The organism is Granulicella sp. S190 (assembly GCF_009766095.1).
Lineage (GTDB): Bacteria > Acidobacteriota > Terriglobia > Terriglobales > Acidobacteriaceae > Edaphobacter.
Genome location: NZ_LMUD01000019.1, coordinates 179,550 through 199,716, shown reverse-complemented (window position 1 = coordinate 199,716; position 20,167 = coordinate 179,550). Strand labels below are relative to the sequence as shown.

The window sequence follows — 20,167 nt, the reverse complement described above, 5'->3', positions numbered from 1 at the left end:
TCGATATCCGAGACGGGGATAACGACGATTTCTAACTTCATGTTGACCTTCGCAACGCTAGCCTCTATGGCGGCCTCGTTAGCTTGGATTTCAGATGTCGCATTTGCCATGTCTTTCCTCCTTTGCGTTCCCTGAATCGCTGAATGCGAGCGTCAGCCAGCAGAATCACATGTTCCCTGAGGCGTGGCGTTCGATACCTCTTGCAACGTGAGCCTCTCCTGCCGGTCGTGAGTTTCTAAACGAAGTTCACGGGCAGCCAGGAGGAACTCCCAAGAGATGATCAGGAATTCAATTCGCTTCTCTCCTAGCGGAGCCGCGAATCACATTCCTGAATTCACACGTTTCTATAGTTGATGTTCTCGACGCTTAGGCCTCATATCATGCCTATCTTTGAGAGCGCGCGGGAAACGTCTGGCTAGGAAGCGAGTCTCAGGGAATCGGGGTCGACGATCTTTCTGCTTGGGGGCCCCGCAGTGCGTGAGTGACTGCTAACGACAAGGACTGGAAGCCGAACGCGACAAGTATATACCTGTAATGCAGTGAAATCTGAGAAGTCCATTATTAAATAATTAGACTATTCGCGCGCTCCGAATGCGCGAAAACCAGGTCCGGCCAACGCTAATTAGAGAAGTCTGCGGAGCCGTTTGGATCGGCGAACCTTGCCAACGTAGGGACGGTGTCGACGACAAGACATATGCCCTGCACATCTCCAGGTTCTTCGAAGCCATGCCGCGAGGATGATGCCATGGGTGATCAGGCAAAGGCAACAGGTGGTGCGAACCGGCCGCCACCGAATGATCCGTTCGCGCGATCAGTCTCCAAGAAGAACACCATTATGTCGTTTGGGGCGATGCCTGCTTCGCCAAGCTTCTCGACCAGCGCGGCAACAAGACCTTGTTTCCGATTGGTGTCAGTCCCTAAAGATACCAGCACTTCAATCATCAACATCTGATCAGTGCGCGGCTTGGGCAGTGCGGGATAGTACAGATCAACCCTGAAGTCGCTTGGTCCCAACGAAAGAAAACGTTGGAAGAGGTCGCCCTCTGGGTATCCAGCAGCGATGCTTGCGGCATGGATAGCTGTGGAAAGGCGGCCTGTCTCGCTGGTTGACCCGTTGGACTTCATCGTTACGGTAAACAAGGGCATAGAACCTCCTGATTGCTGGCTATTTCTGCCTCGCAACATTTCATGAGCGTGCATTTCGGTTGTTGATTGTTTATGAGCAGTATTGCCTTAGCAGTTCGCAGAATGGATTGGCGCGAATAAAATCTTCCGACTGGCAAAGCCCTGTTGCGGAAGACTCATCGATGCCGCCCGGCAATTCTGCTCAAATGGGAGCCAGTCAAATTGCAAGAGAACGGAATTCGGTCCTAAAAGTCGAGTTGTGGAGATTAGACGCGAGTCACGAGCTGAGTTATTACCTCACGAAGCGGCGTCGCTCCATTCACATGTTCTGTTCCGGGTACGGCAAAGTGAATCCAACCAGAGTTGAATCCATCGACCATCTCCACCCGAGGCGCCGTCCGTCCTTCCGGCATCCCCTGTGAGACCCATAGCGTCTCCCATTCCGCCCTGGGAACGGCGATCGCCTCGACGGGGCGCCCAACAGCCTCCGCGAAAGCATCTGCTATGTCGAGGGCACTGTAACCCTCCGGGCCCGCAACTTCGATATGGCGGATTCCGGTCCAGCCCTGAGTGAGCGTCTCTGCACCCACCTTGCCGATGTCCGCGGTCGCAACCAGAGGAAACTTCCGGTCAAGCGGGTGGAGCTGAAACAGGATCTTGCCTTCATTCCGCGCGCTCGCTACGTCACCAGCTGAGTTCTCTAAGAACCAGCCGGCACGCAGAAATGCATGAGAGAACGGAAGATCGCCCAACGTCTCTTCGAGGAGATGTGAGCTTGTGATCAAACCCAATCCACTGGCCTGTTCCGCTCCTATGGATGACAGATAAACCGCCTTCGACGGCAGAGCTCTTGATAGAGCCTCATGCAGGACCTTCAACGTCGCCTTGGTCTCGGGAAAGCCCGGTGCCGGTGCGAAGTTTGGAGGAACCATGACGAACACGCCAGCGACACCGGTGAACGCTGCCGTAAGCGCATCTACGTCGTCATAGTCGGCTTTGAAGAGTTCCACACCTTGTTTCTGCCACTCTGCCGCTTTCTCGGGATTCCTTACGATCCCTCGAACCTTCTCGCCCTTTGCAAGAAGCGAGCGCGCAACGGCGCCGCCTACATTTCCTGTGATTCCCATGACTGCGTACATATTGATGCCTCCTGGTTTCTATCAATGTTGTATGAATCGCCGTGCTGCTTATAGTGCTTCCAACTATCTGACTCACTGGAATTGATTCGGAACTAATCTTCGCGGCATTTCACTTATAACGGATTAGCATAAATGTATGAGTTTCGATGACCGTCTTCTGAATGGTGTGAGCGCGCTTGCTGCCGTGGTGAGATCGGGCGGCTTCGCGGCCGCGGCGAGATCCTTGAACGTGTCCCAACCGGGCATCAGCCGTGCAGTTGCTCGGCTCGAGGCGCAGGTTGGAATCCGACTTCTGGAGCGCACGACACGCTCGGTCTCCCTCACGGACGAAGGGAGGCGGTTTTACGAGACCATTGGCCCGATTGTATCGGCGCTCGAAGACGCCACCTCCGCGCTGGCCGAAGGTAAAGTGACCGTTCGAGGGAGACTCCGCGTCAACATGGACCCTTACTTCTCGCAGCTCATTCTTGGACCACAACTCAGTAGATTTCTCAGAGCATATCCGGAGCTTAAGGTGGACCTGATCACGCGGGAGGGCCTCGGAGATCTGATCTCGGATGGATACGATCTGGGAATTCGCTTCGGCGAGCCGCGCCCATCCACTCTTGTCGCCCGAAGATTGCTGGAGACGAGAGTTCTTACCGTAGCCTCGCCCAGCTACTTGAAGAAACACGGCCACCCTACCGACCCGCAGCAACTAGTCGCGGAGCGACATGTGATGATCGATTTTCGAGACCCGGAGACGGGTCGTCCCTTCGAGTGGGCATTCCGTAAAGGTCGAAAGGAGATCAAGGTTGAGACGCAAAGCCAACTCATGCTGAGTGACGTCGCAACAATGCACACTGTGTGTCTGGCAGGATATGGGATCGCTCAAGTTCTCGAGCTCGGCGTGGACGCCCATCTCTCGAGTGGACGACTAGTGACCCTCTTTCCAGATTGGGAAGAGGAACGTTTCCCCCTGTATGCGTACTATCCCTCGCGCCAATACCTCGCACCGAAGACGCGCGCGTTTCTTGAGTTCCTCTCTGCGACGGTCCAGGCCTCGCACTCGCGCAAAACAATTTCAGGTTGATTCCGAAGCCGCGACCGGGATTCCCGACATTTCAGGATTAACCCGACCTCGCTGCATCGATCAAGGCTGGATTAGTCTCTTCATGTTGGGGTTTAAAGAGTAGCTGGAAGCTGTTGTCTAGGCTGTTTTTGTAAACTTCAGCGCTACGGAGTTCATGCAGTAGCGAAGACCTGTGGGGCGGGGGCCGTCATCGAAGACATGACCCAGGTGCGCGTCGCAGCGTGCGCAGGATACGGCGGTACGCTCGGCGCCTAAGGATGTGTCTGAGGTTTCACGGACGTTCTCCTTGGCGATAGCCTGCCAGAAGCTTGGCCAGCCGGTTCCGGATTCGAACTTCGTCTCCGAACTGAAGGCGGCAGTGTCGCAGCAGATGCAGTGGTAGATGCCTTTTTCGTGCAGGTTCCAGTACTTGCCGGAGTAAGGATATTCAGTACCAGCGCGCCGGGTGATGTTGTAGGAGTCTGATGGGAGGAGCGCTTTCCACTCCGCGTCGGTCTTGATGATCGTTTGAACTTCGGTGACGCCTTGCCGCTGGCCGGCGTCGGAGAACTGTACGATGCGAATCGGTTTGGGGGTCGTATCTTTCGCTTCGACAGGTTCGGGGTGATGTTGCAGGCGGAAGGCTACTGCTGCTACCGCGGCTGCACCCAAACCGATGAAGGCGCGGCGTGGCATTTTGCCGCTGGTGGCTGATTGATTTTGGTTGTCGTTCATCATGCTAATCCTCGGGCCCATGAACTCATTGGCTTTAAGTAAGACGAGGTGATGGGCGGAAATGTTACAGAATTGTAGACCAAGGAAGGTGCGCTGCGACCTCTGCCTTTGATTGGCACCACTTAGGCTAAAAGCAACGATAATGAGTTCGAGACGTCTTATTTTTGGCGAGGTGCCCCGTCGTGTCTGCAATGCGAATCGTATGCCGGTCTGGACGCAACGGTTCGACGCTTCCCTCTCTGGGGCTGGCTTGTGTCCTGCTGGTTGGGCCAATGGTTTGCTGCGCCCAGATTAGTTCGGGCTCCGGGACGGCGGCCCAGATCGGGTCCCAGAGTGTTCCCTCTTCGGTTGGAGGGCGCGTGGTGAATGCGACTACGGGACAGCCGGTTCCGAGAGCTCTCGTCCGGCTGAATAACCGGGCTGTGCTGACCGACAGCGAGGGCAAGTTCAAGTTCGAGCAGAATTCGGAGAGCAGCGCCAATGTTCTGGTGACGAAACCGGGGTTCTACGCCAGCGCGGAGTATGGAGAGGCTGGCAACCTCTACCTGCAGGCGGCGCAGCTGGGAGAGTCACTGGAGCTTCGGCTGTATCCGGAGGCGTTGCTTACAGGTGTGGTGCTTGCTCCCGATGGAACTCCTTTGCCGGGGATCACTGTCAATGCGCTAAGGAGCGTGTATGACGACTCCGGTCATCGGTGGGCGCAGACGGCGCAGACACAGACCGATTCGCATGGAGGGTTTCGTCTACCTGTTCCGGCGGGCGACTACCGAGTGCAGACGAACTACCTGCCGCTGGATCGGACGACTGGTAAGGCTGTGCTTCCAGTTGTGGTTCCGAATGGGAGCTCCAACGGCACGTCGCAGCTGGTGCGAATCCATAGCGGCGAAGAACAGAGCTTTGAGTTGAGGCCGTCGGTGAGTGTTGTTCATAGCGTTGGTATCGCACACTCTTCGTCAGACAGAGGCTTTATGAGGATCTCGGCTCGGTCCAGTAATGGGAGCACCTGGCATATTAATTCGATGCGCTCCAGCGATGGTGAGACGAAGGTGCAGCTTCCGCAGGGAACGTATACGTTGACGGTGCGAACGATGGCTAACGCCGAGGCCGCAGAGCTGGCTGAGACGACGGTCACGGTTCCGGATCACGATATCTCCGGGGTGGTCCTGCAGTTCTCTCCGGTGCCGACGATTCCAGTGGAGTTGCTGGTCGATGGGTCTTCAACGTCTGACAGCTCGCCGCCGGGGCTCTCGCAGTTCGGTCTTAGCCTGCAGAGCGAGCAGGCAGATGTCGACGGCGGGAATGCGGCCGTGGGTTTGCTTTCGAGATCCAATCAGAGCTACTACTTTCTTGCGCCGCCGGGAACTTATCGATTGGCCGGCCGGAGCGGCGGCAGCTGGTATATCAAGTCGGCGAGCTATGGAGACTCCGACTTGCTGGCGCAGGAACTGGCAGTGGCACCCGGCGCTTCGGGAACTCCGATACGCATTACGGTCAGCAATCAGACAGGTGGACTGCAGGGTTCCGTGAAGCTCAATGGAGATCCTTCTGCGTGCTGGGTGTATCTGATTCCGAGTGGACCGAGCGCGCAGGCTGTGTACAGTACGCGCAGCAACTCCACGGGGGGGTACAGCTTCAGTTCCCTTCCGCCGGGCAGTTATCAAGCCATTGCGTTTGAGAGACGGCACTCGGCGGACTATCGAGATTCGAACAGCCTTACACCCTTTAGCGACCGGCAGCATTCTGTTAGCGTGAACGCCGGGGATAAACCGAGTTTGAATCTCGATGCGGTGCCGGTGACCGAGGTAGTTCCATGAGGTCAGGCTGGGTAGGTCTACTCTCACTTTTTATCGCAGCAGCTTGTGCGGGAGTGACCTCTGCGCAGACGCAGGCTAAGTCTGAGATGAAGCATGGCGCAGTGGCGCCTCATTATGAGATCACAGGAGTGGTTGTCAGCAGTATCGATGAGAGCCCGGTGTCGCATTGCCGGTTGACTCCAACGCTTGAGGAGCATGGCGTTATTCGGGGGCGCCGCTTCCCTGCCTCGTCGGACAGCTTTGAGGCTGACGAGCATGGACACTTCTCAATATCGCTTCCCTCGGCGGGCAAGTGGAATCTGCAGGCGAGTGCTCGAGGGTATGTCACGCAGGCTTACGAGGAGCATGGAAACTTTTCGACTGCCGTAGTGCTTACGGCTGAGGTCCCGTCGTTGGATCTTCGATTCAAGTTGAGCCCGGAGGCGAGCATCAAAGGCATCGTACTGGATGAGGCGGGAGAACCGGTGAGAGAGGCGCAGATGTCGCTGCACCTTGTTCCGCCGCTGAATCCGGGCGGTCCGCAGGGCGCAGGCAGCATACGCGGCACTGCGCGGACCGATGACCGTGGCATGTATGAGATTGCAGGTCTCTCGCCTGGGGAGTATCGACTGACGGTGCAGGCGCACCCCTGGTATGCGGAAGCTTCGCAACGGGGGGTGGTGTCGACAAGCCAGGGACCGCCGCTCGATCCATCGCTCGACTATGCGTACCCGCTCACCTGGTTTCCAGGCAGCAGCGACGCCGCAACGGCTGAGACGATGGTTCTGCATGCAGGAGATACACGACGGGCCGACTTCAATCTTGTCCCTGTCGCTTCGATTCATCTGCGCATCGTGCCACCTGCGGGAGTTGCAGAGACGGCGACGGAACGACAGAGACAGGCGTTTCCGGTGGTTCAGCAGATTGCTTCGGGCTCGGGTGGTCCTAGTTTTGTTCCAGTCACGACGCGGCTGGATGCGCAGGGGCAGTTCGATGTGAGTGGGCTGACACCAGGGATATATCAGGTCAGGCTTCCGGGGGCGAATCCGGAGGGACGGTCCGCAATGGTTGAAGTCACTTCGAGCTCAGTGCGGACGGTTGACCTCAACTCTCCGTCACGTGATATCGCGAGGGTTACGATACACATCGACGGATATGAGGGAGTGGGGGAAGAAGAGGGCGGTCGTGGCGGCGTTCGAGTCAATCTGATTGATACCGACACGCGACGCGGAACGTTTTCTTTGGGGGGCGATGAAGGAGCTTTATCGGGCCGCCGAGGTCAGAGAGATTCGACTGTTGATCGCAGCCTGGAGGTTCCTCCTGGACGTTACGAGGTGGTGCTGCAGGGCCGGCCAAACCTCTACCTCACAGGGTTGAACGCTAAAGGCGCTGAAGCCTCGGGACGGTACGTGACCGTGCCCGCGGGCGAGTCAACTGTGACGGTACATGTTGCAAATGGACGAGCGAATCTTAGCGGAGTCGCGACGCTGGCAGGAAAACCTGTCGCGGGCGCCATGGTCCTGCTCGTTCCGATCACGATTGAAGATCCAGACTCGATTGATTTTCTACGGCAGGACCAGACCAATACTGATGGCAGCTTCGATCTGGAGAACGTGATTCCAGGACGATATATCCTGGTCGCTATCGACCGGGGATGGCAGATCAACTGGGGAGATCGATCGACGCTGCGGCGCTACTTGTCACAGGGGGTGCCGATGGAGTTAAAGCCTTCTGTCACTTTGAAACAGAATGTTCCTGCGCAGGCTCCGTGAAGGTCGCTGAGCCTGCGAGGCATCGACAGGTCAGAATGTGTTACCTTCAAAAGGTCGCATTACCGCGGAGAGATGGCCGAGTGGCTGAAGGCGCACGCTTGGAAAGCGTGTATACCGCAAGGTATCCAGGGTTCGAATCCCTGTCTCTCCGCCAAGGACTCTTCCAGCAGCGTCCGGCACAGTCCAAGGCAGACCCAAAAGCACAACAAAACAAAAGAGATGAACGAATTTATCGTTCTCGGTCGTTCAGCGACGTATCATGACAGCCAGTGATTTTGTGTGTATTTTTGTGTGTATCTGACTCGCAAAATGTATGTACTTTTCACAACCTCCAAGGGGGACTGGCAATGAGATCGATACTGACGGACGTGAAGGTTAGGCAAGCGAAGGCAGGGACAGCACCTCTGACCGTCTTTGATGGAGGCGGTCTCTATCTCAAAGTGACCCCCACCGGCGGGAAGCTTTGGCGCTGGTCGTATCGCTATCAAGGCAAGCAAAAGCTGATGTCTCTTGGGCAATATCCAGACGTCTCTCTGACTCTCGCCCGAGAGCGACACAGAGCGGGTCGTGAGTTGCTGGCTACAGGCGTCGATCCGATGATGGAGAAAAAGGCGGAGAAGCTCAGGGCGCATGAAGCTGATGAGAACTCGTTCGCCAGTGTCGCTGCGAAGTGGTTGGAGCACTGGCGCGACGGAAAGAACCTGCGTCACGCGGACACAGTGAGTCATCGACTCGACGTTGACATCTTGCCGTTTCTGGGAGCGCGTGCCATCGGGACGATTGAGGCTCCGGACGTGGTTGCCGTGGTGAAAAAAATCGAGCAACGTGGCGCGAGAGACCTCGCAAAACGGGCGCTCGAAACGATCGGTCAGATCTTCCGGTATGCCATTGCGCACGGATATGCGAGACGCAACCCGGCGGCTGAAATCAAACCCGCTGACATCTTGAAGTCGTCGCACAGGGTCAACTTCGCTCGCATCGATGCAAAGGAACTGCCTGACCTGTTGAAAGCCATCGAGATTTATCGCGGGACGCAAATCACACGGCTGGCATTCAAGTTGATTGCGTTGACGTTCGTGCGAACTTCGGAACTCATCGGAGCGAAGTGGAGCGAGTTCGATCTGTCAGCGAAGCGCTGGGACATTCCTGCTGAGCGCATGAAGATGAAGACTCCCCACATCGTTCTGCTGGCAAGACAGACGCTCGAAGTGCTGGAGTCGCTGAAGCTCATCTCAGGTGACAGCGAGTATCTGTTTCCCGGTGATCGCAAAGGCGCGACGATGAGCAACAACACCATTCTCAAGGGTCTGGAGCGCATGGGCTACAAGGGCAGAATGACGGGCCATGGCTTTCGCGGTCTGGCTTCAACCATCCTGCACGAGCGTGGGTACAATCACGAGCACATCGAACTACAGCTTGCACATGCTCCTCGAAATGCTGTCAGCGCGAGCTACAACCATGCGCTGTATCTCCAGCAGCGCACAAAGCTGATGCAGGATTGGGCAGACTTTCTTGAGATGACACAACGTGGCGTCAAGGTTCTGCCCTTCCGGTCGCGTGTGGGATAACGTGGGGCGACTGTGGCCCGTCTGGGTGACTTGCCGTCGCGAGATACAGGAAGTTGCCGAAATCACGGACTTCGCGGGCGGTTTGCAGTCAAACTCCGAAAATCTCGTTGTGCGTAAATGAAACCGGCCCCTAAAATCGATGAGTACAACGTCGGGGGCTCGATGAATCAATCCGTCACTGGCTGCGTAGTAGACGAAACAACAGGCGAACCACTCACTTCGCCGGATGTAAGGCTCTACCGCATCGGGGTGGTTGGCGAGACGCGCACTCCACTAAACGAGCATGGTTGCTTCGCGTTCTCGGGCTTACCTGAGGGTGAATACTCATTAGCCTTCTACGATAGAAAGTATGTTCCTCGGTACGAACGTCTGACTCTTGCTCAGGTTCAAATAATGAACCCCCTGTACATCGCACTCAAATCTGGTGGGTTCCTGTCCGGGAAAATCCTCGACGAAGAGCAACGGCCGCCTGAGCTCTGCCATTTCAGCTTGATCCGAGCCGGCGAGAGAAGGGGCGAGTCAGGTTACATCAGTGACTCGGGTGACCACGAAGTCTCTGGTGACGGCACCTTCTGTTCACCCCCCCTCCGTCCAGCTCGATACTTTCTGCGCTTCGCCGGCATTCTTCGTAAGCCAGCAGACGCTGTCCCAACCGAACCGCGTCACCTCGCCATGCAACGGCGCGTCTTCGATTACCTGTATCCCGACGCCCAGGACATCTCGGACGCGAAGGGCTTCGATCTTCAGCTCGGCCAGACGATCTCGGGCTTGCAGATACAGATTCCTCGTCCAGTCTGGCATACGGTTCGGGGCAAAATAACAGGCGAACTGCCAACAGGGCCTCACCGAATCAATGTGATGTTCTCGCGAACAATGGGAACGATCGATGTCATCGGCGGAGGTGGCGGACCTAAGATGGAGCAGGACGGAACCTTTGAATATCACGTGCAGTCAGGTGATTACACCGTTGAGGTCTGGGAGTTCGCGCCGCCAGAGCCAGACGGCCGCACGAGCGTGCTTCGGAAGTTTGCCTCCGCAAACATCCGGGTGACTGACGCTGACCTCGACGGGATAGAGATCCACATCCCCTCTTGAACTCTTGAACCGTCTTGGTGCGCTGCTCCGTCTTCAAAACGCAAGGTGCCGCGGTGGGGCCACTTGCCCGGTTGCCCAGAGACAGGTGGCTTCCGCGATCATAAGCACGCTCGTGAAAAACGGGGTTATAGGCAAGTTGGGTTACCAGTGAAGACGCTGGAACCTCCGCAGCAGATTGTGAGCCCCATGCCAGCCATTTTGTAACCACAATAGTGGCTTGAAATCGTTATTCCCCAGATTTGACGGTATCGCGGAGGCAGCCCTGTGGAAAAACAGCTTTATTTTTGCCCTACTTTTGAGGCAATTTCGCCGACGCCAGACAACTAATGGAAAATCTGGGCAATTTACAAAGTCGTATAGACCCTCTCGAAAAAGGCTCGCGCTATCGTACTCGGGTACACGAAAGCAAACGCGGGAGGAGACCTTCCATGCAAGTTGAAACCGACTTCAGTTTTCTGAGATTGCCAGCCGTATTGCGACAGATCGCGCTGTCGAAGTCGAGCCTTTACGGAATGATCTCTGAGGATCTTTTTCCAAAACCCTATCGCCTCTCTGAAAGGGTAAGCGCGTGGAAAAAGTCGGACGTCGATGCGTGGTGCTCGACCCGAACCCAAGCTCTTTCCGACGTGCGCCCCATCGCGTTGAAGCGCGAGCAGCGAGCAGCCAAGCGCTCCGCAGCGGGTAGCAAATAAGAACCCTCGGCGTCGAGACCGAGGGTCGAAAGGATTCTCTTCAATGGATGAGAAGAAGCTACCACAAAAGCCGCGCACCGTTGCAGAGAAAGCGACGCCGAAGCCGACGGCAACGGAAGTTACGTGGAACGGCACGGACTATCCACGCATCGCTCCCGGCAAGTACAGCGTCGTCGCTGTGGCGGTGTGGGGTCCATTGTGGATTGCCCAATACTCGCGCTGGGGTATTCGCGTGGAGTTCTCGACGCTCGACGGGGATTTTGTTTGTCGGTTCTTCAACCTAGGCAGCAATCGCTATCAACCGTCTATTGGCCGCAAATCGGTGTATTTCCGGTGGTGGGTTGCGGCCAACGGAGCACTGCCAAGTCACGGCGAAGGGATGACGACCGAACGATTCTTGGAAGGCCAAATCTTTGAGGTCATGATCGAAGATGTTCTGAAGGGCGAAGATAAAAGAGAAAAACTCGACTGCGAAATTTATTCACGAGTTACTGAACTATTCGGAGTTACCCGCAAAGATGTAACTCGTACCATCCCATCAACTCCACCCCATCATCCCCATCCCACAGCCTGTACAGCCTGTACAGCCTGTACAGCTTGTTAAGCCTTTCATCACCACCACACCCATCCCATCAACTCCACCCCATCAAGGTAGGCATACGGGGAAACCTGATCCTGAAAACGTCGACGCCGACATCCCAAAACGACTTTCCAAAGCTTCGCCGCGACCCGGCGATGGGAAGACACCATCCAAACGTGAACCCAAAAGGGCGGGGGCTTCGGTCTCCGCTCAGGCAAATCGCGAACACAATCAGTAAGGAAGGCCCGATGCCAAAGACGACACAACTCGCGAGCGCACCACGACGCACACGACGCACGCCGCAAGAGATGAGTGCCTGCCGGATGGCTATCTGCGAAATCCTAGAAGGAGTTCACCCGATAACCCTCCGCGGCCTGTATTAGCAGATGGTCAGCAAGGGCATCATCGGCAAGACGGAGAACGATTACGACAAGTTAGGTCGCATGCTGTGCCAGTTGCGCAAGGATGGCCGAGTGCCGTGGGCGTGGATCATCGACAACACGCGCGGCCTGAGCGTGCCGAATACCTTTTACAGCGTAGGTCACGCACTCAAAACCATCCACCATGTTTACCGCCGCGACCCTTGGGAAGATCAGGATGAAACCTGTTACGTGATGTGCGAGAAAGACGCCATCGCCGGAATACTTTCACAGGAAACGAGACCGTACTGCGTTCCCGTTGCTGTGGTGCGCGGTTATTCAAGCATCACATTCCTACACGAGATCGCCGTACAGATCGAAGAGAGCGGCAAGCCTGCGCACGTGTTCTACTTCGGCGACCACGACCCCAGCGGCGAGAACATCGAGGAAGTGGCGGAGCGCTCGCTCCGTGAGTTTGGGCCGAAGGCAGAGATTCACTTTCACCGTCTAGGCGTCACCAAGGAGCAGATCGGTGAGTACGACCTTCCGACGAGGCCGACGAAAAAGACGGACGGGCGGATCAAAAACTTCAAAGGCGAGAGGAGTGTCGAAGTCGATGCGCTCCCCATGGATGTGTTACGCGGCTTGACGCGTAACGGCATCGAGACACAACTGGACTCGGATATGTATGCGCTGACGATGAAGCGGGAACGCAGAGAGCGGCAGGAGCTAGCCGACCTTCTGGAGCAATACGAAGCCACAGACGAAGGTGACGAAAGCGAGGACGATGACGACGACGATGCCGACCTCACCTAGAGTCGCTGAGCGTCACCACGACCTATGCCATGCGAATAGCGATACGCTGCGGACGCATCCCGAGAGGGGGAGGGCGGTCTGAATCTCTACCAAAACCGACTGCGTACCCCACGCTAAGTCACGCGTGAAGTTTCGCAGGTATTTTGGATTTTTTCAATCTAGTTGCAGAAAGAGGGCACAAATGGACACAACCACGGAGAAATTGTTCTTCGCGATTCGCAATTTTTACGATGTCGTCACCGAGCAGCAGAAGCAACTCGAGTGATCGCCGAGAGCCATTTCAAGCTCGGCGATGTTCTGCGGAACGCTCTGGGCATGGAACGGGAATCACTTCCGCCGACGTCAGCAAGCTATGCGGCGATTCTAAAGGCGAAAATCGATATCGACGAACTCGAAAAGTTATTCCGAAAGGAAAAGTCATGAGCGCAAAACCGGACGAAACGACCATACACATTACGATCGAAGCGGCCATTCAACAGCTTGCCGAACAGCTTGTTGAGATGAAGACGAAAGCCAACCGGCAGGACGAGTTGTTGCTGGGGATGCAGCGGGAGATTTCGTTGCTCGCCTCTGCTATCTCTGGACATCAGGCCATCATCGAGGCCAGCCAGCCTGAGACCAAAGCGGAGCCGCCGAAACCGCCGACCATTGTGCATTGAAAGGAGAACTCTCTATGCGAACAATTGTTCTGAGATGGAACCGACTCAAGCGACGTGCCGCCGATCTGGGGATAGATGTTCAGACCCTCATCAGACTCGACGCAAGCCAGCAACGCGAACCATTACCGGATGTCGACGACGGGCAACGCGAAGATATTGTTCCTGCCGCTACCGAAGTAGGCGCATAATCGCAGAGACACTCCAGCAATGCACCAGCCGCAGCATGGCAGTGCAAAGCAGGTCAGTCGATGCGGACTCACCCGTCAGGTTAGCCATTCAGCGCCGACGTATTCCCGCGTCACCGGAGTGTCATCATGGACCCCAACCTGAAAATAGTTCTCGACTCCATCAAAGGGTCGGTCGAAGCCTACGGGCCGAAGATCGCCGCCATCCAAACGCAAGTCGACGCCATCGACGTGAGCCTGACCACCCGGCACGTCTCCGACTTCGGCAGTGAAGACCTTCTGCAAAAGGCTCTCGATGAGTCCGACGAGCTGAAGAGAGTTGTATCGAACGGCAAGGGTCGCGCCGTCATTCGCCTGGGCGACTTGAATCAGATTCCGATGCAACGCAAAGTTCTCACCAGCGTCGGCATGACCGGCACGCCGGGAGTCATCCAGCCGCAGCTCGTCGGCGGCATCGTGCCGATTGCACAGCGTCGGCTCTTTCTTCGCGACCTGCTCTTCCGCAATAACAAGACCACGACGAATCAGGTCTACTTCATAAAAGAAGCGACCTTCGTGAACGCGGCATCGCCACAAGCGGGAGAAGACGCGCTCAAGGCTGAGACGACCAACACGTATACGACCGTCAACCTTCCGGTACAAACTGTTTCGCATTGGTTGGCGATGAGTCGGCAAGTTTTGGACGATGCTCCGGCACTCGCCGACTTCATCAAATCGAAGTTGCTCTACGGGCTTCGCTATCGGGAAGAGTTGCAAATTTTGGCCGGGGACTCTACAGGGAACAATTTAACGGGTCTACTCACGGAAGCGGCAGTGTTCAACACCGCGCTGCTCACCGGGTCGTCATGGACTCGACTCGATATCCTTCGCCGTGCTCTCGAACAGGTTGAACTCGCCGATGAGACTCCCGCTGGATTCTTCGTTTTGAACCCATCCGACGTCGCCAACATTGAGTTAATTAAATCCACTTTAGGCGAGTACATCGTCGGATCACCGGGCGGCACGGCTACCGCACTAACGCTCTGGGGCAAGCCAGTCATCAGCACGACAGCGATGGTAGCGGGAACCTTCCTTGCAGGTAGCAGTGAGAGTGCGGAACTCATCGACAGGATGGACGCGACCGTGGAATTGAGTTTTGAGGATAGAGATAATTTCGTACGCAACGCCGTGACCGTGTTGTGTGAAGAAAGAACCGTGCTCTGCACCTACAGGCCGAATGCATTCGTGACCGGCTCTCTCACGTCTTCACCAGCGTAAAAGGGGAGAACCGATGGAGACCAGAGACTATCAATTCCGCCTCAATGCGAAGTCGCTCGACTCGACGACGGGCACGTTTACGGGCCTTGCGTCGACCTATGGTGGACCGCCTGACCTTCAGGGAGACGTGATCGAACCGGGCGCATTCAAAGCCGCCATCGCGTCACAGGGCAACGGCGTTCCGTTGCTCTGGGCGCACAAACAAGACGAACCCATCGGTCTCGCGAAGATGTCCGACTCACCCGCTGGACTCGTCATCAACGGCACGCTTTTGATGACCGACAGCGGAGCGCAACGTGCTTACAATTTCCTAAAATCTGGGATTATAAAAGGCGCTTCGATTGGCTATACCGTTCCACCCGAATCGTCAGGCAAAGTCGTCTATGGGAACGACGGGACACGGACGTTGAAAGAGCTGATGGTTCACGAAATTTCGGTCGTGGCAGTGCCTGCGAACCCGCGAGCGCAGGTTGTCACCGTCAAGTCGCTATCGCAGATTGAAAGTTTGCTGCGCAGTGTTCGTCCTGGAGACGTTCAGGGCGACACGCTCGACCAGCTCCGCAGCATCGACATCACGCTGAAGAGTCTTCTCAAAAAAGACAGCGGCTACGACTGCACGTGCGAATGCGATGACTGTGTCGCAGGCAACTGCGACGAGTGCGACGACGACTGCGAACAGTGTCAGGGCGATGAGTGTTCGGGATGTGTCGCGGCAAGGTCCGATGCCGCCGATCTCAAGGTGTTCGCGCTGGAACTAAAGAAACTAACGGCATAGACGAAAAGTTGGCTGATGCTGCTGCACTGATCAGCTTGGACACCTTGGCATCTTCTTCTTCGACTTCTTTAGATCTAGTTTGGTGAGGCCATGGCTTCCAAAGTACGCATCAGCTGTGACGTTATCTCGGAAGTGGGATATCAAACCGTCGTCGAGAATTTTGAGCAGACTAGCGCGAATGATATAGCTGATCGCTTCTAACAACATTTCGTACTTGGGGATCTGCACGCTGCCGTAAAGTGATTCCGGTCTTCCTGGATTCTGGAAATAATAATTCGGTACACGATCTCCGTGGGCAATGTGGTTTCTGAGACAGTAGATCTCGCCAATGACGTCTGTGACAGTGAGTTTTGGGTCAGGATAGATCGATGCCAATTCGCCCCGAGGATAGATCAGGGTATCCGCACCCAAAAAGAATTTGATCCTCTCGCTACTGACGAGACTCCCTTGGTTGTCCACTGTGGTGAACAACGATTCTAACCCGGTCGTCCAAAGGAAAAACTTCACCTTCCATTCTTGGTTCTGAAAGCAGCCGTACTCATGCATGATCAGCGCCATGCGGAACTTCCAGAACTCTCCTCTCATGGCCGCGCGTAACAAAGGAGCCAAACGCCGGAGAGCGACAGCATCCTTGGTGCGAAACCCAAAATTGCGTTGGTTGATCGGATCCAAGACATGGGTGAGGGGCGTATCCATTCCTATCTGGGTGAATCGACCGTCCTCGCCGATACGTCCCTCGAAGAGATGTAAATATTGGCTTGTCGGTCGTATCAAGCGAAGACAGGCAGCGGTTTCGTGGATTATCGCCTTTGAGCGCTCGACCAGCACAGACTCTGGCGTTATAACCTGCGTATCTTCGTTGATCTCATACTCGGGAAATCTGTGAACCAACGCGTATTTGAAGCTTTTCAAGTGGGCATACGCATAAGAACCTATACCGGGCTTGTAGATGTCAAATTCATCTTCTGGAATAAGGGCACTGATGTCCTCAATGATTATTTCGTTGCCTAGCGCAAACGGCAGGGCTGCGGGATCGAAGTCTTCATCGTCCGCACCGCCTCGGTGAGCGCCTCGTTCGATACGTTCAATCGGATAAAACGAAACTCTCATGCGGTGCGGGATCACTGTGGAAATTGCCATTTAGACACTCTATGGTTTTTGGCTTTCCCTTGAAAGTCACCAAAGCAGCACCTTTCAAAAGCGCCCATCGCTATCTCGGGACGTTGCCTCGGAGACGACCAGCTCGCGAGCCTCCAGCACGTGAAAGGTTCGCCAGCCGGGGACCTGCATAAACGGAGACGCTTCAGTGGTCTCAACGTGGTGCTCATTCAAACCATGCGTTGATGTTCCGCTTCTAGTCCGTCGAGAAGGCGAAGGTTGCGACTCGCTGACTGCCTCATCCCCAATTGGGACCGATTCGCATAGAATCATCCGACATGAAGGAACTGACCGCAGCATTCCAGTCTGAAGTCTTCCGTCCAATCGCCACGCTCGTCGTGCCGGGCTTCTTTGCCGTATCAACCTGCGCCGTAGCAGTGTGCCAACGATTTCCAACGGCTCAAAGACTTGCGGAGCAGCATTCTGGCTTGGCTACCACGACGTCTTTGCTGGTCGTTTTGACGGTTGGCCTGATTACTGAGGACTGGGGAGCGAGGCTAGAACGGTACTTAGATGACCGACTCACCCAGCAAGCGGGATATGAGAGACACACTGAAGAGTGGTTTGACTACTTAAGGATCGCCTTCGAACGGGAGCCAGTCGGTCATCGCTATCTTAGGACTCTTGTATTGCGATTGAAGTTTGAACTTGGAATGGCAATAGCATCCATTCTGTTCGCGTTCGGAGGTCTCTACCTTCGGGCAGACTATTCGTGGCGCATAGGTGCCTTTGTCATCGGTATGTTCTTCGTCCGAGTCTTTTACGCTGAAGCTCAAGCTAGCACCAAGGCGCTGAGTGACCTACGCCGCGAACTTCTTAAAAAAGACTGGAACCCGACGAGGCTTGACGAGCAAGGCTCAGGGGTGCTCGCCAGCTAGTCTGGCATCGTCAAGGTGCTCGCCCCGAGCTTGCAGACGTGGGAATGCGCTCCCGAGCGCACCACGCCGCACGCTGAGCGCCGCTCGTGTTGACAGGTTGTATTCTCCGCAATTCGCTTCACACTCTCCGACTTGTGTGTACTTTTGTGTGTACACGTTAAACCGTCAAGTGCTATGTTGTTGATAAATAGTGCTTTATGTGGCCGATATGAATCTCTGTCTCCCAACTTTTTAAGCCCCTTCCAAACAACAATCCGCCCTCCTGTACATCACTTACGGGTAAAGCCAAAAACTGCGTTAGACCACACTCTATCGGGATTTTCGACTGTTTCAGTTTCTTGGTGGATAGCACGGTATCGGTGGATCCCAATGACCGTGGTGAGCCAGGAAACGGACCATGGTGCTGTCTAGCAGGTGGCTAGCGTTTGCCCTGCGCTCGCTTTTCCTCGCCTTGCTCCTTGCCCTCACCGGTTCACCGTCACACGCTTCGAAGCATTACTACTTCCACGTTCGCCGAAGCATAAGCAATAAGACGCGAAGCTCCCCGTTCACAACTATCTTTGTTTGTATGCCCAGATTCGGCGATCAAGTGGGCCTAATCCACGACACGCCCGCAGGCCGCCTCGCGAAATTTACTGGCCCTTATATGCGTTTGTATAGCCCCTAACGAAGGACTCACGAAACTCCGTCTTGAATTGGTCTTTGTCCATCCCCTTCGGGATCTTCGCGTGAGCATAGGCCTTGTTCTCGGTCGGACGGAACGCCTGACCTCGCGATACATCAGCCTGCCCCTGGTTGAAGCCTGCAGCATAGCCTTGACGAGCCACCATGTTAGGAGTGCCATTTTCGGGATAAGCCAAATCATAGCCGCGTGGCGCGCTCCAGCTAGCCGAATCATTGCTTTGCGAAGCTTGCGCCAAGCTAGCTGGCACAATGCTGAACGAAAGCGCGCATGCAAGCGCTACACATGCCCAAGTGCTTTTACGAGAAATCATAAAACCTCCAGACGGGCAGCATTGCAGCACCACTCACCTAAGAGGTACGACTCTGTATGTATCGCCGGGGTTGCCCTGGCTACCATTACAGGAAATTGAACTGAGCTACCTAAAGTAGCTTGCCAATAGCCGGTCCCAAAGAAAGAAGTAGTAGCCAAGATGATTAGGGCTAAATGGGCTGTAAGTTCCATGGGGTTGGGAACACAAGCATCGGTAGTCCACTTCTTATGCATCCACATCGCCGTTGGCACCCTCCACGAACGAGATACGCGCACCATACACGACGAACTTACCGCATCCTCAAAGCTCATCCGGTTTATGATTCGGCAATATAGCTGGGATCGAATAACTCCGATATCCGGAACTACCCTAAGGTGGAATACCTGCTTTGAGCGCAGTCATGTAGACTCGGCTCCGCTGAACTATTCAATCGCGGCCATCTCGGCGAAACGGAGCTTTCTCTTGCCTGGCAGCTATGACCCATGGACCGTCATCGGATCATTTCTAATCGCTTGTTTCGCCGGATACGTCGCGTTCGAATCCATCGACCACACGCAATTCAGCGATAAGCCGCGACGGTGGGTCGTGCTCGGTGGTTGCGCGCTCGGTCTCGGAATCTGGTCGATGCACTTTGTCGGCATGATTGCCTGGCGGCCGGACTACCCCCTTTACTACTCCGTTGACAGAACCCTGCTCTCCGTCTTGATCGCCGTCACCGCCTCTATCTTCGCTATGCTCCGGGTTGTCCGTAATCAGCTGAGCGGCAAGTCCAGCTCTAGCCTGTTAGAGGCCATACTCGTCGGCTGCGGGATCTGCGCCATGCACTATGTCGGTATGTCTGCTCTCACGTTCGACAAGGGCGTGATGTGGCACCCCGGCTGGGTATCTCTTTCACTGGTCATTGCCATCGCCGCATCCTGGGCTGCGATGTATCTGCTCGAGCACAGCCGGACCGAATTCGCCAGTCTCAACCGCAGGCTGCTCGCCTCCGTTGCCATCGCTCTGGCCATCTGCGGCATGCACTACGTCGGCATGAAAGCGTTCATGCCATATGCCGGCAGCGTCGGCGTACACCAGCCGTTCTCTATCAGTGGCGCGGTGCTGGCACGCGTCGGCGTCGGAAATGCGCTTTTATTCACCGTAGCCTTGCTCCTCGCCTCCTACCGCGAGAAGAACGTCTGGATCGAGATGGTCAGCGACTCACATCGTCAGACGCTGGAAACCGCCCGCAAGCTTGAAAACATGGCAGTATTTGAAAGAATTTCCGCATCCGTCGCGAAGGAGATCAACAATCCTGTTGAAGCGGCAATGAACCACCTCGAACTGATCGACATCAATGAACTCAGCGCAAGCGGACGAGCACACCGAACAGCAGCGCAACACGAGCTGCGTCGCATCGCCGACATCGCCGCGCACACCTCAAAATTCTTTGTCCAGCGGGACGGGCTCACCGCAGCTTCCATCCCGGAACTCTTCGAATCGGTCGTCGCCCTGCTCCAGTCCTCTTTGCGCACTGCTGACATCGACGTACAGAC

At 55.6% G+C, this 20,167-nt stretch carries 20 protein-coding genes and 1 tRNA gene; 16 read left to right on the top strand and 5 right to left on the bottom strand.

Going from position 1 to position 20,167, the window contains the following annotated elements:
* Nucleotides 1-753: 753 nt before the first annotated feature.
* Together GSQ94_RS12700 and GSQ94_RS12695 are read right to left on the bottom strand one after the other, a co-directional pair.
* On the bottom strand, nucleotides 754-1,146 hold the full coding sequence (locus tag GSQ94_RS12700; protein ID WP_158944236.1) for a tautomerase family protein: 393 nt from the start codon (nucleotides 1,144-1,146) through the stop codon (nucleotides 754-756).
* Nucleotides 1,147-1,391: 245 nt separating this feature from the next.
* Nucleotides 1,392-2,264, bottom strand: coding sequence for an NmrA family NAD(P)-binding protein (locus tag GSQ94_RS12695; RefSeq protein WP_158944235.1), 873 nt, complete (start codon nucleotides 2,262-2,264; stop codon nucleotides 1,392-1,394).
* A 136-nt stretch (nucleotides 2,265-2,400) separates the two neighbouring features.
* Between GSQ94_RS12695 and GSQ94_RS12690 the strand changes: the two genes are divergently transcribed.
* On the top strand, nucleotides 2,401-3,336 hold the full coding sequence (locus GSQ94_RS12690; protein ID WP_158944234.1) for a LysR family transcriptional regulator: 936 nt from the start codon (nucleotides 2,401-2,403) through the stop codon (nucleotides 3,334-3,336).
* Between the two features lie 117 nt (nucleotides 3,337-3,453).
* On the opposite strand, the gene msrB is transcribed toward GSQ94_RS12690, so the two are convergent.
* Complete coding sequence (msrB, locus tag GSQ94_RS12685) at nucleotides 3,454-4,053, bottom strand: peptide-methionine (R)-S-oxide reductase MsrB (protein ID WP_158944233.1); 600 nt, start codon at nucleotides 4,051-4,053, stop codon at nucleotides 3,454-3,456.
* Between the two features lie 188 nt (nucleotides 4,054-4,241).
* On the opposite strand from msrB, the gene GSQ94_RS12680 reads away from it, so the two are divergent.
* The 13 genes from GSQ94_RS12680 to GSQ94_RS12625 all read left to right on the top strand — a co-directional run bounded on the left by GSQ94_RS12680 (nucleotide 4,242) and on the right by GSQ94_RS12625 (nucleotide 15,601).
* The gene (locus GSQ94_RS12680; protein ID WP_371417509.1) at nucleotides 4,242-5,864 is read left to right on the top strand and encodes a collagen binding domain-containing protein; all 1,623 of its coding nucleotides are present in this window, start codon (nucleotides 4,242-4,244) and stop codon (nucleotides 5,862-5,864) included.
* Complete coding sequence (locus GSQ94_RS12675; RefSeq protein ID WP_158944231.1) at nucleotides 5,861-7,615, top strand: carboxypeptidase-like regulatory domain-containing protein; 1,755 nt, start codon at nucleotides 5,861-5,863, stop codon at nucleotides 7,613-7,615. The genes GSQ94_RS12680 and GSQ94_RS12675 overlap by 4 nt, the downstream gene beginning before the upstream one ends.
* A 66-nt stretch (nucleotides 7,616-7,681) precedes the next feature.
* Nucleotides 7,682-7,769, top strand: a tRNA-Ser gene (locus GSQ94_RS12670).
* Nucleotides 7,770-7,962: 193 nt separating this feature from the next.
* Complete coding sequence (locus GSQ94_RS12665) at nucleotides 7,963-9,183, top strand: integrase arm-type DNA-binding domain-containing protein (RefSeq protein WP_158944230.1); 1,221 nt, start codon at nucleotides 7,963-7,965, stop codon at nucleotides 9,181-9,183.
* Between the two features lie 117 nt (nucleotides 9,184-9,300).
* Nucleotides 9,301-10,278: a carboxypeptidase-like regulatory domain-containing protein gene (locus GSQ94_RS12660; RefSeq protein ID WP_158944229.1), complete on the top strand. Its 978-nt coding sequence runs from the start codon at nucleotides 9,301-9,303 to the stop codon at nucleotides 10,276-10,278.
* Nucleotides 10,279-10,706: 428 nt separating this feature from the next.
* Nucleotides 10,707-10,970 (top strand): AlpA family transcriptional regulator, encoded by a 264-nt coding sequence (locus tag GSQ94_RS12655; RefSeq protein WP_158944228.1) that lies wholly within the window; start codon nucleotides 10,707-10,709, stop codon nucleotides 10,968-10,970.
* Between the two features lie 43 nt (nucleotides 10,971-11,013).
* Nucleotides 11,014-11,574: a hypothetical protein gene (locus tag GSQ94_RS12650; protein WP_158944227.1), complete on the top strand. Its 561-nt coding sequence runs from the start codon at nucleotides 11,014-11,016 to the stop codon at nucleotides 11,572-11,574.
* 362 nt (nucleotides 11,575-11,936) lie between these two features.
* Entirely contained in the window at nucleotides 11,937-12,725 is a 789-nt protein-coding gene (locus tag GSQ94_RS12645) for a hypothetical protein (protein WP_158944226.1), read from the top strand.
* Nucleotides 12,726-12,986: 261 nt separating this feature from the next.
* A complete protein-coding gene (locus GSQ94_RS21140; RefSeq protein ID WP_216843080.1) occupies nucleotides 12,987-13,148 on the top strand; it encodes a hypothetical protein in 162 nt (53 codons plus the stop codon).
* Nucleotides 13,145-13,384, top strand: coding sequence for a hypothetical protein (locus tag GSQ94_RS12640; protein ID WP_158944225.1), 240 nt, complete (start codon nucleotides 13,145-13,147; stop codon nucleotides 13,382-13,384). Before GSQ94_RS21140 ends, GSQ94_RS12640 begins: the two co-directional genes overlap by 4 nt.
* 14 nt (nucleotides 13,385-13,398) lie before the next feature.
* Nucleotides 13,399-13,572, top strand: coding sequence for a hypothetical protein (locus GSQ94_RS12635; protein ID WP_158944224.1), 174 nt, complete (start codon nucleotides 13,399-13,401; stop codon nucleotides 13,570-13,572).
* 126 nt (nucleotides 13,573-13,698) lie between these two features.
* The gene (locus GSQ94_RS12630; RefSeq protein WP_158944223.1) at nucleotides 13,699-14,826 is read left to right on the top strand and encodes a phage major capsid protein; all 1,128 of its coding nucleotides are present in this window, start codon (nucleotides 13,699-13,701) and stop codon (nucleotides 14,824-14,826) included.
* A 13-nt stretch (nucleotides 14,827-14,839) separates the two neighbouring features.
* Entirely contained in the window at nucleotides 14,840-15,601 is a 762-nt protein-coding gene (locus GSQ94_RS12625) for an HK97 family phage prohead protease (RefSeq protein WP_158944222.1), read from the top strand.
* A 30-nt stretch (nucleotides 15,602-15,631) separates the two neighbouring features.
* Here the strand turns inward: GSQ94_RS12625 and GSQ94_RS12620 are convergent, their stop codons facing one another.
* Entirely contained in the window at nucleotides 15,632-16,741 is a 1,110-nt protein-coding gene (locus GSQ94_RS12620; protein WP_158944221.1) for a hypothetical protein, read from the bottom strand.
* A gap of 296 nt (nucleotides 16,742-17,037) precedes the next feature.
* Here GSQ94_RS12620 and GSQ94_RS12615 point away from each other — a divergent pair, with 296 nt between their 5' ends.
* The gene (locus GSQ94_RS12615; RefSeq protein ID WP_158944220.1) at nucleotides 17,038-17,637 is read left to right on the top strand and encodes a hypothetical protein; all 600 of its coding nucleotides are present in this window, start codon (nucleotides 17,038-17,040) and stop codon (nucleotides 17,635-17,637) included.
* Nucleotides 17,638-18,269: 632 nt separating this feature from the next.
* Here GSQ94_RS12615 and GSQ94_RS12610 read toward each other — a convergent pair.
* Nucleotides 18,270-18,632: a hypothetical protein gene (locus tag GSQ94_RS12610; RefSeq protein WP_158944219.1), complete on the bottom strand. Its 363-nt coding sequence runs from the start codon at nucleotides 18,630-18,632 to the stop codon at nucleotides 18,270-18,272.
* Nucleotides 18,633-19,094: 462 nt separating this feature from the next.
* Here GSQ94_RS12610 and GSQ94_RS12605 point away from each other — a divergent pair.
* On the top strand, nucleotides 19,095-20,167 hold a 1,073-nt coding region (locus GSQ94_RS12605; RefSeq protein ID WP_305794719.1), incomplete at its 3' end, for an MHYT domain-containing protein.